The organism is Flavobacterium sp. (assembly GCF_029945805.1).
Lineage (GTDB): Bacteria > Bacteroidota > Bacteroidia > Flavobacteriales > Flavobacteriaceae > Flavobacterium.
Genome location: NZ_JAQSDH010000016.1, coordinates 37,532 through 50,393, shown reverse-complemented (window position 1 = coordinate 50,393; position 12,862 = coordinate 37,532). Strand labels below are relative to the sequence as shown.

Below are 12,862 nucleotides of genomic sequence, written 5' to 3'. Positions count from 1 at the left end.
AAATGTAAAAAGTCCCAAACTTTCGTTTGAGACTTTATGAGCGGAAGACGAGGCTTCCCGATAAAAATCGGGATAAACTTCTCGCCACAACCTAAATGTAAAAAGTCCCAAACTTTCGTTTGAGACTTTATGAGCGGAAGACGAGGCTCGAACTCGCGACAACCAGCTTGGAAGGCTGGAGCTCTACCAACTGAGCTACTTCCGCAGTATTCACAAACATTGGTGTTTTGTTGTTTGTGGGTGCAAATATAAAGAATAACATTCGTTAGATGCAAGTTTTTTTTGAAAAAATTACAGGATCTTAGAAACTGGAAGTTATAGTCCGCATAAATCATTTAAAATGAAAAAGTTGTGATTTATAAATCACAACTTTCTTTATGGTCTTTTCAAAAAAAACAGAATTAAACGTTTAATTTCGAAAGTATCTCCTGATTTTTTGATGGGTGATATAAGAATAAACACGATTTATTCTTAATTACGCTGATAATCTTTTCATTCATTTCAACTGGAATTGCAGGACAACCTTGGCTTCTTCCTAATCTTTTGTTTTGTCTGATAAACGACTCCGAAACATAATCAGCTCCATGAATCACAACCGCTCTATCTCTTGCTTTATCATTCAGTCCTTTTTCAAGTCCGTCTAATTTTAGTGACAATCCGTGTTTACCATTGTAAATTTCACCCGTAGCATAAAATCCGATGCTGCTTTGGAACGATTCTGCTTTGTTTGAAAAGTTGCTAGCGAATTCTTTACCGGTATTTCTACCGTGCGCTACTAAAGTTTGAAATAAGACTTTACCCTTATCTAAATCAATAACCCAAAGACGCTTGGTGTTTGACGACAAACTGAAATCGACCAATGTCAGGATATTTTTTTCAACAAGGCCTCTTTCTTTTAGCTTTTGAAATCCATTCATTGCTAAACTGAAGCATTCGAAATTGGGTAACGCAAAAGAGTTGGCATCTAATTCATTATATATTGAGGCTACTTTTGAAACAGAATTTGTTTCTGTTGTGACGCTAATTTCAGTTGAATTTGTTTTGTTTGGAAGACTTGTAAAAGACGTTAACAAAACCACAAAAAACAGGGGGAACAGCTTATAATTCATTGATTAAAATAGGTTTAAAAGTTAGACGTGGGCATACAAACATAAGACAAATTTTTAAAAATCAAAATATAAATGTCATTAATTAAGTTAATCTTAATCCTTTTTAACGTTCTGACTTTAAATGAATTTATCTTTTTGGTGGTTGTCAGTATAGCGGTTTTATCTATATTTGCTCGACAAACGACAGTTTCAATGCGCAAACATTTTCTTTTTTCTTTTTATTTCATTTTGCTTTTTTCAGGCAAATTGTTTGCTCAAAACCCAAAAAAAACGCTAGTTACCCAACCCACAAAAGAAAAAATCGTCATTGACGGCAAGTTCGATGAAGCAATTTGGTCGACCGTCAATGTTGCGAGTGACTTTGTAATGGTTTTTCCTGACAACGGAAAAGAAATAGCCCCTGAAAAAAGGACCGAAGTCAGAGTCGTTTATGACAACGAAGCCATTTATATTGCGGCCAAACTATACGATAATGAACCTAAAAAGATTTCAAAGGAATTAGCGCGCCGTGATGTTTTTGGAACCGCTGATCATTTTGGCGTTCAGATTAATGGCTACAACGACGGTCAGCAGGAATTTCGGTTTTTTGTTAGTGCCGCCGATGTTCAGATTGATGTTTTTTACACTGAATCGAATGGCGAAGATTTTTCCTGGAATGCAATTTGGGACAGTAAAGCAGTGCTTACCGATACCGGATGGTTTGTCGAGATGAAAATTCCGTATGCTGCTTTGCGCTTTTCAACTGAGTCCAAACAAACGTGGGGAATTAATTTTTACCGTGAAATCAAACGTAATAACGCACAATACACTTGGAATTTATTGGACAACAAAATCAGTTCCGAAAGTAATCAAGCGGGAATTTTGGAAGGAATTGAAAACATCAAAACGCCTACCCGATTGTTCCTGATTCCGTATTCTTCGTTTTATATCAATGCTAGTGATACAAGAAAAACGTTTGGAGAATTTAAAGGCGGAATGGATATAAAGTATGGTATTAGCGATGCTTTCACCTTGGATGCGATTTTGATTCCAGATTTTGGTCAAGCCAAATTTGACGATATTCAATTGAATTTGAGTGCCTTTGAACAACAGTTCAATGAAAATCGCGCCTTTTTTACCGAAGGAACCGATTTATTCAACAAAGGCAACTTATTATATACCAGAAGAATTGGACAAACCAGAGGTTTTTCAGTAGGCGATAATGAAACCGCAATCGATGTTCCAAGCGCTATCAAGCTTGTTAATGCCGTAAAAGTTTCCGGAAGAACGCGCGGCGGTTTAGGAATTGGTATTTTAAATGCCGTTTCAGAAAACACAGCGGTTACCGTAAGGAACAACGACACCAACGAAACAAGATTGCAGACTATTTCTCCTTTGACCAATTATAGCGTACTGGTTTTAGACCAAAGGTTTAACAAAAACTCCTCTGTTTCAGTTGTGAATACTAATGTGACACGCGATGGTAGTTTTAGAGATGCTAACGTTTCGGCATTAGTTTGGGATTTGAATACCAAATCCAATTCGTTTCAGGCTATAGGAAATTTGGAATACAGCTATATCAATAGAGCTGAAGATAAATCCGGAATCCGATCTTTTGCCGAATTTAGCAAGACAAAAGGTAAAATACGTTTTGGCGCAGGAGCCAATATTGTAGAACAAGATTTTGACAACAATGATTTAGGTATCAATTTTGAAACAGGTTATTTTGATTTTTACAGTAATATCAGTTACCGAATCTTGAACCCTACAAAACGAGTAAATGGTTTTAGAGTAGCGCTGAACACCTATACCGAATTTCAAAAGGAAACTGGACTTTTAAAAGCTAGTAATTTTAATCCTGCGGTGTATGTTACCACGAAAAAGAACCACGATTTGGGTTTCGGGTTAAATATTAATCCTTTGGAGACTCATGAATTTGACCCACGACTTGGAATTGATAAATATTCTATCAATCCAAGCAGATTTGGTGCATTTGGCTATATCTCTTCGAATTACAATTACAAATTTGCTTTCGATATTGAACCAAATTATACTAGATACAACGAAAAAGGACGAAATTCATACGATATAACACTAACGCCAAGATACCGTTTCAGCAATCAGTTATTGATGATATATAGCTTTAATGCCTTTAGATACGATAATGACAACGGCTATGTAACGCAGATTGATACGGATGCTAATTCAGGAACTCCTGACGATTTAATTTTTGGATATAGAAATGTAATTTCATATTCCAATACCCTATCCGGAAGGTATTCTTTAAATAGTAATATGAGTTTTAATCTTCTGGTACGTCATTATTGGTCGTATTCTCAAAATAAAAAATATCTTCTGCTGCAACCTAATGGAAGATTTACTGACTACGCAGGAATAGTGCCCAATCAGAATCAAGATTTCAGCACCTGGAATCTGGACTTAACTTACTCTTGGTGGTTTGCACCCGGAAGCCAGATTTCTATTCTTTACAGAAACAGTTCCAATAATTTCAATGATATTATTAAAAAGGATTTTGAATATAATGTGAAGAATCTGTTGAACGATAGCGCTCTTATCCATCAGTTTTCTGTAAGCATTAAATACTATATAGATTATAATTCGATTAAAAATTCAGGAATCGGAAAAGCGTTCACCAAACCTAAGGAACGAATCCGTTTCTAATATTTACCATTTAGGTTTATCTTTGCTATTCAAACTACTACATCATGAACAAAAAAGTAATTTTAATGATACTGGACGGTTGGGGAAAATCGCCAGATCCAAAAGTTTCGGCTATTGACAATGCCAAAATTCCATTCATAAATAGTCTTTATACCAAATATCCGAATGCCCAATTACGAACTGACGGATTAAACGTTGGTTTACCTGACGGTCAAATGGGAAACTCCGAAGTAGGCCACATGAATCTTGGCGCCGGAAGAATTATCTATCAGGATTTGGCAAAAATTAATCTTGCAGTTGAAAATAAAACATTCAGTAAAGAAAAAGTAATTGCCGATGCTTTTGCTTATGCCAAAGAATTTAACAAACCAGTTCATTTTCTTGGATTGGTTTCTAACGGTGGCGTCCATTCGCACATCAACCACTTAAAAGGACTTATTGATGCGGCAAACGAGGCGCATATTGACAACGTTTTCATACATGCTTTCACCGATGGTCGGGACGTGGATCCTAAATCAGGAATAGGGTTCATCGGAGACATTCTGAATCATATTAAAGATACTCCTGTAAAATTGGCGACCGTAATTGGGAGATATTATGCGATGGATCGTGACAAACGCTGGGAACGAGTAAAGCTTTCCTATGATTTAATGGTTCACGGAATTGGTGCACATTCCACTGATGCCGTTGCTTCAATAAAAGCAAATTATACTAATGATATTACAGACGAGTTTATTCCACCAACCGTTATGGTTGATGAGCATAACGAGCCTTTAACTACGATTAAGGAAGGCGACGTGGTGATCTTCTTCAATTTCAGAACCGACCGCGGCCGTCAATTGACCGAAGTGCTTTCGCAAAAAGATCATTTAGATTTGAACATGCACAAAATGAATTTGTACTATGTCACGATGACCAATTATGACGATACGTTCAATAACATTTACCGCGTTTTTGACAAAGACAATATTACCGAAACCTTAGGCGAGGTATTGGAAAAACATCACAAAAAACAAATTCGTATTGCCGAAACAGAAAAATATCCGCATGTTACGTTTTTCTTTTCGGGAGGTCGCGAACAACCTTTTGAAGGTGAAACCCGAATATTACGCAACTCCCCAAAAGTAGCGACTTACGATTTACAACCTGAGATGAGTGCCTTTGAACTAAAAGACGCCTTGCTTCCAGAATTGAAAAAAGGCGACGTTGATTTTGTCTGTTTAAACTTTGCCAATGGCGATATGGTGGGACACACGGGCATTATGGCTGCGGCGATCAAAGCCTGCGAAGCCGTTGATAAATGCGTGAAAGAAGTTATAGAAACTGCTTTAGATAACAATTACACCACCATCATCATTGCCGATCACGGAAACTGCGAAACCATGATTAATCCTGATGGTTCGCCAAATACAGCACACACTACCAATCCGGTACCAATAATTTTGGTAGATAAAGAATTAAAAACCATTCACGATGGTGTTTTGGGCGACATTGCCCCTACTATTCTTGAATTAATGGGTATTGAAAAACCCGCAGCCATGACAAGAGATTCGTTGTTGTAGCAACTGGTTTCAAAAATGTTATTTAAGAGATTCATTCGTTTGAGTCTCTTTTTTTTAGAACAACTTATAAATAAAAGTTAAATACTTATTATTAATAGTATTACTATTATCTTTGCATATATTTGTATCAGATAATTAATCAACTATGAAAAATTTAACCTTAGCTATACTCTGCCTTTTATTGGCAACTCCCGTATTTTCGCAAGACAAAAAAAAGAAATCCAAAACCACGAGAACAGCAGTACTTGATTCTGTAAAATGGAAAAAAGAACATTATGTCATCGATAGAGATTCTGCTTATGCTGATCCACGGATTGCACTAAAAAAATTGACGGGAGGAAACAAGCGTTTCATCGAAGTTAAAAGTATTAAACCAAGACAAAACACCGACATGATTAAAAAGCTTGAAAATGGCCAATTCGGTATTCAAGGTGATATTCAATATCGAAATTTTAACTTAGGTGGCGATTTAGAACAATTACTTTTAAGAAGCGGTGTTACTTACAAACCAAAGAATACCGAGGTTACTTTTACATTAGGTTTAGCAAACATTACCACGGGTGCAATGGGTGAAAGTACTCAAACCACTACTGAAACAAGAATTTATCAAGAAGCTTTATTACCACAAAAAGTAGGAAACCGAGATTATTTAACACATCGTTTTAGGTACGAACAACGCTTTGTAGAACACCAAGATTTTAGAACTCGTTTTAGATATAATCTGTTTTTAAATAGTCCTATAAACAAAACTACACTTTCTAAAAATGCAATTTATGCCGCTTTTTACAACGAAATTTTTATAAATGGAGAAAAAAATATAGGTAATAATAACACGGTACGTGTATTTGACAGGAACCGTTTTTACGCAGGTTTAGGTTATGGAATCATAGACAGATGAGCGTTCAATTGCGATTTATGAATCAATCGACGGAGAATAATGGCAAGGATCAATTGCAGTTTAGTTTACATCAAACGTTCTGACTTTAATTAAAATAAAACATTTACCATGAAAAAATCATTTCTTACATATTTAATAGTAGTCTTATTAATTTCCTTTTCTACCTATTCGCAAATTGAAACTGGTAAACAAAATATAGAAAATGCACTACTAAATCCAGAAAAAATTACTAGTTTAGATTTGTCAAACTCGAAAGAAGACATAAGCAAAATCGATTTTTCGAAATTTGTTAATCTAGAATATCTTACTCTAAAAAATGACCATTTGAAAAAAATTCCAGAAAGTATTTCCAAACTTAAATCATTAAAAATATTAGATTTAAGTGGCAATGATTTTAAAAAACTGCCCGATAGCTTTTCCGATTTATCAAATTTAGAAGAAATCTATCTCAACGATGAAAAAAACTTAAACCTACCCAAAACGTTAAAAGTTTTAATGAAGTTACCCAAACTTAAAACGCTTCACTTGGAAAATGACAACATAGAATCTTTACCAAGTGAAATATTAAACTTTAACAACTTAGAATATTTATATCTCAACAATAATAATCTAAAAACAATTCCGAAAATTGAAACGCTTGATCATTTAAAATATCTTGATTTAAAAGACAACAAAATAAAACCAGAACTTCAAGACATGAGAAATTTAAACTTCGGATTCAAAATTATTTTTTAAAAATATGTTAGACGCACTTATACCACTACTATCACTTATCGCATTAGAAGTAATTCTAGGAATCGATAATATTATCTTTATCTCCATTTTAGCAGATAAACTTCCCGAAAGCCAACGCAATAAATTACGATATTGGGGAATTGGTTTGGCTATGGTTATGCGATTAGCACTTTTAGCCTTAATATCGTGGATTTTAAAACTAGACCAAGAACTTTTTGAAATTAACGACGTTTCATTTACTGGAAAAGGACTCATTCTAATACTGGGTGGACTATTTTTGATTTATAAAAGTACCAAAGAAATATATCACAAAACTGAAGTTGCTAATTCTAACGAACCTACTCCAATCAAAAAAGGCAGTTTTGGAAAACTCTTAGGAGAAGTTATTATTTTAGATTTAGTGTTTTCAATAGATTCAATCATTACAGCTGTAGGAATGGTAAACGAACTTTGGATTATGTATACAGCCGTAGTTGTAACAGTTATAATTATGCTGATTGCTTCCAAACCAATAAGTGGGTTTATATCCAAACATCCATCGTTTAAAGTTTTAGCGCTTTGTTTTTTAATGATGATTGGCGTATCTTTAATAGCTGAAGGTTTTCAGTTTGAAATACCAAAAGGGTATATTTATTTTTCAATGGCATTTGCCTTTTTAGTAGATGTAATTCAGATGAGAACGATACCTTCAACCACTAAAAAATAATTAAATAATATGGAATCAATTCTTTCAAACATTATCATATTGATGAATGAAAAACTCTATGTTAAAAATCCTGAAACTTCTGATTTAGGAAAAAAAATTATCGAAAATAGTATTCTTCTAATTGATGAGATTGGTTTTGAAACCTTCACTTTTAAAAAATTAGGAGAAAGAATTGGATCAAACGAAAGTTCGATTTACCGTTATTTTGAAAGCAAACAGAAATTGTTACTGTATCTTTCATCTTGGTATTGGGGTTGGATAGAATATAAATTGGTTTTTGCTACCAATAACATAGAAAATCCGTTAGAAAAACTAAAAAAAGCAATCACCATAGTAACCGAAAAAATAGAGGACGATTCTGCAACTATTAATATAAATGAGTCTATATTAAATAAAATCATTATTGCGGAATATATAAAAACGCTATTGACCAAGGAAATTGATGACGAAAATGAAGAAGGCTTTTTTTTAACCTACAAACGGGTAATCAATAGAATCGTAGCTATGATTCAAGATGTAAATAGTACCTATGAATTTCCAAAGAGTTTAGCATCATCAATTGTTGACGGAGCTATGCACCAACACTTTTTAAAAAATCATTTAAAAACGATAACCAATTGCAATGATGAAGTTACTCCAACGCATTTTTATATTAATCTAGTTGAAAATACATTACGATAAAAAAATGAATTCACACCCATTACAGCGATTTTTCAATTTACTGAAATTAGATAGAAGAGATATTTCTCAAATCATGTTTTATGCGATATTTGCAGGACTTGTAAGTTTGTCTTTGCCTTTAGGAATTCAAGCCATCATAAACTTAATTCAATCGGGAAGAGTTAGTATCTCTTGGATTGTACTAGTTGTTATCGTGGTTATTGGCGTCGTATTGGTTGGAATTCTTTCCCTAATGCAACTCCGAATAACCGAAAATATTCAACAAAAAATATTCATTCGTTCTTCCTTTGAATTTGCTTTTAGACTACCTAAAATAAAATTTGATGAACAATACAATCAATATCCGCCAGAATTAGCAAATCGTTTTTTTGATACATTATCCATCCAAAAAGGAACTTCAAAATTATTGGTAGATTTTCCAACCGCATTACTACAAATTTTATTTGGACTCATACTATTATCCTTGTATCATCCATTTTTTATTTTCCTTGGAATCATATTGGTAATTTTATTGTATTCGATTTTCAGATTTTCTTATAGCGCTGGAATAAGCACTAGTTTAAAAGAATCTAAATACAAATATAAAGTTGCAGGTTGGCTGCAAGAAATGGCTCGTAACAATTTTAGTTTTCTTAAAAAAGACAATTTTGATTTTGCTTTACAAAAAAACAATGATCTTGTAGAACACTATTTAAAAAGCAGAGAAAATCATTTTAAAGTAATCAAGAGACAATTCATTCAACTCATTGGCTTTAAAGTTATTATAACAGCTTGTTTACTTTTCATTGGCGGTTATCTTGTGTTGAATCAACGTATGAATATTGGTCAGTTTGTGGCAGCAGAAATTATTATAATTTTAATTATAAACTCTGTAGAAAAACTAATAATTGGACTTGAAAGTATATATGATGTATTGACTTCTATTGAAAAAATTGGACAAATAGTCGACCTAAAAATTGAACAAACTACAACTACTGAAGCTGATTTTTGTTTTACAAATATTTCACTTGAAGCTGAAAATCTTGGTTTTCAATTTCCCGGATCTACAGATTATGTACTTGAAAAAATTAATTTAAAAATAGAACAGTCGGAAAAAATATATTTAGAAGGCGCTAATGGATCGGGGAAAACAACATTATTAAGAATATTATCAGGATTCATACAACCAACCAAAGGATCTTTATTTATAAATGACGACAGTTACAGAAAAATTGATCTAAATCATTATCGATCTCAAATAGGAACGATTATTCAAGGCGAAACTCCTTTTGAAGGAACCGTTTTAGAAAACATAACGTTTAACAATCCTTTAATTCCATACGAAGATTTGAAATGGGCAATTGAAAGTGTCAAACTAGGTTCTTTTATTAAATCACTTCCTGACGGTTTAGACACAAAAATTTTTCCCGAAGGAAGACAACTTTCTTCATCCAACGCTCAAAAGATTATTTTAGCAAGAAGTATTATAAACAGACCTAAAATAGTTTTTTATGAAGATCCAATTGATAAAATGGATGAAGATGCAGCAAGAGAAATTATTGATTTTTTAACCGACCCAAAAAATAATTGGACACTTATTGTATCCTCAAAAAATAAGTATTGGGAACAAAAATGTACCAGAAAAATAACCATGAAAGAAGGCAAAATCATTACTGATTCTAAAAAATAAACATCATGCTAAATATTTCTACAAAAAATACAATTACTGAAAATTTACAGCATTATAGTACCATTAAAAGTCTTTCAAACAGACCACATTATAAAATTTTAAATAAAATTATCGGAATAACATCAATAGTTGGATTGGTAATTTTATTTCTTCCATGGACACAAAATATTTCGGGAAGTGGAGCCGTAACTACGCTAAAACCTGACCAAAGACCACAAACTATTCACTCTGCGATTGCTGGTAGAATAGAAAAATGGTATGTTCAAGAAGGCGATTTTGTAAAAAAAGGCGATACCATTTTATTTATTTCTGAAGTCAAAGAAGACTATTTTGATCCAAATTTGGTTAAAAACACTAAGAGTCAAGTCGATGCTAAAAAAATGTCCGTAGAATCTTATGGAGGAAAAGTAACATCGCTTTCTGCCCAAATAAGCGCTATTGATAACGAAAAAAAATTGAAGCTAGAACAAGCAAGAAATAAAATCCGCCAAGGATTTTTGAAAATCAAAAGCGACAGCATGGATTTGGAAGCCGTAAAAACCCAAATAAAAATTGCTACAACACAATTCAATCGTTCGATAACTTTGAATAAAGAAGGTTTAAAACCACTAACCGATGTGGAAGAAAAAAGATTGAAATTGCAGGAAGTGGAAGCTAAAATTATTACACAAGAAAACAAATTACTAGCAAGTAAAAACGAACTTATAAACAGCAAAGTCGAAGTCAACAGAATCAGTGCTGAATATGCAGAGAAAGACTCCAAAGCACGAAGTGACCAATATACCGCTTTGAGCAGTCAATACGACACAGAAGCCCAAGTCAATAAACTAGAAAATCAATATGTAAACTACCAAATTAGAAACGGATTATACTATATAAAAGCGCCGCAAGATGGCTATGTGAACCGTGCTATACAATCGGGACTTGGCGAAACTATAAAAGAAGGAACTCAAATTGTAAGCATCATGCCTTCTAAATATGATCTTGCTGTTGAAACCTATGTTTCTGCAAACGATTTACCATTGATTCACAAAGGCGAAAAAGTAAGCGTTTGGTTTGATGGTTGGCCAACAATAGTTTTTTCAGGTTGGCCCAACATGAGTTATGGAACTTTTGGTGGCAAAATTGTAGCTATTGAAAATTTCATAAGTCCAAATGGAAAATTTAGGGTATTGATTGCACCAGACAAAAACGAACAAGCTTGGCCTAAGCAAGTCAGTATTGGCTCGGGTGCGCAAACATTGGCATTATTGAAAAATGTTCCTATTTGGTTTGAAATCTGGCGAACGCTAAATGGTTTTCCTCCCGATTATTATCAACCAAGTGCAGAAAAATCTAAAGAGAAAAAATAATGAAATACATTGTGCTCTTGCTGATTTCTAGTTTTTCATTATTTGGACAAGAAAAAATCCAAAAAGAATTTACCTATAATGAGTATTTAGGCTATGTAAAAAAACACCATCCGATGGTGAAAAGCGCTGCTCTTGAAGTTACCAGTGCTCAAGCCAATTTAATGATGGCACGCGGTGGTTTTGATCCAAAAATCGAGGTAGATTTTAATAAAAAACAATTCAAAGACAAGGAATATTATTCACTTTTGAACAGCAGCTTTAAAATTCCAACGTGGTACGGAATTGAGGTGAAAGCTGGTTTTGACAATAGCGAAGGAGTTTTTTTGAATCCACAAAATACAACACCAAACCAAGGATTAACTTCGCTAGGAGTTACCGTTCCAATTGGTCAAGGATTATTGATTAACCAAAGAATGGCCGATTTGCGTAAAGCTAAAATTCAAATTCAATTGAGTCAAGCTCAAAGAAAATTGCAAGCCATAGAGGTTTTGTATAACGCGTCGGTTGCTTACTTCAATTGGAAACGGAATTTTAGCGAAGTGGAATTGTATAAGAATTATTTAAATAATGCAGAACTACGGTTTAATGGCGTTCAAAGTTTGATAAAAAATGGTGACAAACCAGCTATCGATAGTATTGAAGCCGGAATCATTGTTAGAAACAGAAAATTAAACTTAGAAGATTCTCAATTAAAATTAACCAAAGCTAAACTAGAATTATCTAATTTTTTATGGTTGGACAACAACGTCCCAATGGAATTACAAGACGAAATTGTTCCGGAAGAAAAGTTAGAATTTACCATTAAAGAAACATTAAAAACAAATGAACTTTTGATTGAAACAGTTTCTATTGAGAACCATCCCAAAATAAATGCACTGCAAAATAAAATTGCGATTTTAGAAGTAGAACGGCAATTGAAAGGAAATGCGTTGTTGCCAAAAATTGATTTGGGTTATCACTATCTATCGGAACCCAACTATTGGAATGACACTAATTTTAACAACTATAAAGTGGGTGTGAATTTTAGTTATCCTATTTTTTTAAGAAAAGAACGCGGTAGTTTGCAATTGGCTAAATTTAAAATTCAAGATACAAAATACGATCTCGATTTAGAACGTGTGCAACTAAAAAACAAAATCACCGGACAACAAACCGAAATCAATTCGTTAGAAAGACAACGTAAACTAATTTCTGATTTAGTTAAAGATTATAACGTCATGTTAAGTTCAGAAGAACGCTTGTTTTCGTTTGGAGAAAGTTCCATTTTTCTAATTAACACTAGAGAAAATAATTTGGTAGGCTCACAGCTATCAGCCTTGAGTTTAGAAAATCGTTATTTAATTTCGAATGCTGAATTATTTAAAATAATGGCAAATCCGGATTGATAACGCTACAAAATACTCCGCAAATTTAGGGATTCTGTCAAGCTAATCGTGTTTAACGGCTGTGCACAATTTCTATAAAACTGTTCGAGTACCCTAAATTTTTG

Annotated in this window: 10 protein-coding genes and 1 tRNA gene; 9 read left to right on the top strand and 2 right to left on the bottom strand. The window is 33.5% G+C overall.

All coding sequences use genetic code 11. The features are described from left to right. Positions 1-132: 132 nt before the first annotated feature. Positions 133-205: transfer RNA gene (locus tag PSU83_RS03915), tRNA-Gly, on the bottom strand. 196 nt (positions 206-401) lie between these two features. After that, positions 402-1,109 (bottom strand): murein L,D-transpeptidase catalytic domain family protein, encoded by a 708-nt coding sequence (locus PSU83_RS03910; protein WP_300586928.1) that lies wholly within the window; start codon positions 1,107-1,109, stop codon positions 402-404. Positions 1,110-1,181: 72 nt separating this feature from the next. Between PSU83_RS03910 and PSU83_RS03905 the strand changes: the two genes are divergently transcribed. The 9 genes from PSU83_RS03905 to PSU83_RS03865 all read left to right on the top strand — a co-directional run bounded on the left by PSU83_RS03905 (position 1,182) and on the right by PSU83_RS03865 (position 12,758). Next, entirely contained in the window at positions 1,182-3,770 is a 2,589-nt protein-coding gene (locus tag PSU83_RS03905; protein ID WP_300586926.1) for a DUF5916 domain-containing protein, read from the top strand. A gap of 44 nt (positions 3,771-3,814) precedes the next feature. Next, positions 3,815-5,332, top strand: coding sequence for a 2,3-bisphosphoglycerate-independent phosphoglycerate mutase (gene gpmI / locus PSU83_RS03900; protein ID WP_300586924.1), 1,518 nt, complete (start codon positions 3,815-3,817; stop codon positions 5,330-5,332). A gap of 145 nt (positions 5,333-5,477) precedes the next feature. Then, positions 5,478-6,230, top strand: coding sequence for a DUF2490 domain-containing protein (locus tag PSU83_RS03895; protein ID WP_300586922.1), 753 nt, complete (start codon positions 5,478-5,480; stop codon positions 6,228-6,230). A 108-nt stretch (positions 6,231-6,338) separates the two neighbouring features. Next, positions 6,339-6,965 carry a leucine-rich repeat domain-containing protein gene (locus PSU83_RS03890; RefSeq protein ID WP_300586919.1) on the top strand — a complete coding sequence of 209 codons (627 nt, stop codon included), beginning with the start codon at positions 6,339-6,341 and terminating at the stop codon, positions 6,963-6,965. Between the two features lie 4 nt (positions 6,966-6,969). Beyond that, positions 6,970-7,671 (top strand): TerC family protein, encoded by a 702-nt coding sequence (locus tag PSU83_RS03885; RefSeq protein ID WP_300586917.1) that lies wholly within the window; start codon positions 6,970-6,972, stop codon positions 7,669-7,671. Between the two features lie 9 nt (positions 7,672-7,680). Beyond that, on the top strand, positions 7,681-8,352 hold the full coding sequence (locus PSU83_RS03880; protein ID WP_300586915.1) for a TetR/AcrR family transcriptional regulator: 672 nt from the start codon (positions 7,681-7,683) through the stop codon (positions 8,350-8,352). A gap of 4 nt (positions 8,353-8,356) precedes the next feature. Continuing rightward, complete coding sequence (locus PSU83_RS03875; RefSeq protein WP_300586912.1) at positions 8,357-10,021, top strand: ATP-binding cassette domain-containing protein; 1,665 nt, start codon at positions 8,357-8,359, stop codon at positions 10,019-10,021. A 5-nt stretch (positions 10,022-10,026) separates the two neighbouring features. Then, positions 10,027-11,373 carry an HlyD family efflux transporter periplasmic adaptor subunit gene (locus tag PSU83_RS03870; protein WP_300586910.1) on the top strand — a complete coding sequence of 449 codons (1,347 nt, stop codon included), beginning with the start codon at positions 10,027-10,029 and terminating at the stop codon, positions 11,371-11,373. Then, positions 11,373-12,758, top strand: a complete 1,386-nt coding sequence (locus PSU83_RS03865; RefSeq protein ID WP_300586908.1) for a TolC family protein — start codon at positions 11,373-11,375, stop codon at positions 12,756-12,758. Before PSU83_RS03870 ends, PSU83_RS03865 begins: the two co-directional genes overlap by 1 nt. Positions 12,759-12,862: the final 104 nt, after the last annotated feature.

Bases quoted from the DNA above. Each gene is read 5' to 3' on its own strand.
- PSU83_RS03910 (WP_300586928.1), bottom strand. From the start codon at position 1,109: ATGAATTATAAGCTGTTCCCCCTGTTTTTTGTGGTTTTGTTAACGTCT.
- PSU83_RS03905 (WP_300586926.1), top strand. From the start codon at position 1,182: ATGTCATTAATTAAGTTAATCTTAATCCTTTTTAACGTTCTGACTTTA.
- gpmI (WP_300586924.1), top strand. From the start codon at position 3,815: ATGAACAAAAAAGTAATTTTAATGATACTGGACGGTTGGGGAAAATCG.
- PSU83_RS03895 (WP_300586922.1), top strand. From the start codon at position 5,478: ATGAAAAATTTAACCTTAGCTATACTCTGCCTTTTATTGGCAACTCCC.
- PSU83_RS03890 (WP_300586919.1), top strand. From the start codon at position 6,339: ATGAAAAAATCATTTCTTACATATTTAATAGTAGTCTTATTAATTTCC.
- PSU83_RS03885 (WP_300586917.1), top strand. From the start codon at position 6,970: ATGTTAGACGCACTTATACCACTACTATCACTTATCGCATTAGAAGTA.
- PSU83_RS03880 (WP_300586915.1), top strand. From the start codon at position 7,681: ATGGAATCAATTCTTTCAAACATTATCATATTGATGAATGAAAAACTC.
- PSU83_RS03875 (WP_300586912.1), top strand. From the start codon at position 8,357: ATGAATTCACACCCATTACAGCGATTTTTCAATTTACTGAAATTAGAT.
- PSU83_RS03870 (WP_300586910.1), top strand. From the start codon at position 10,027: ATGCTAAATATTTCTACAAAAAATACAATTACTGAAAATTTACAGCAT.
- PSU83_RS03865 (WP_300586908.1), top strand. From the start codon at position 11,373: ATGAAATACATTGTGCTCTTGCTGATTTCTAGTTTTTCATTATTTGGA.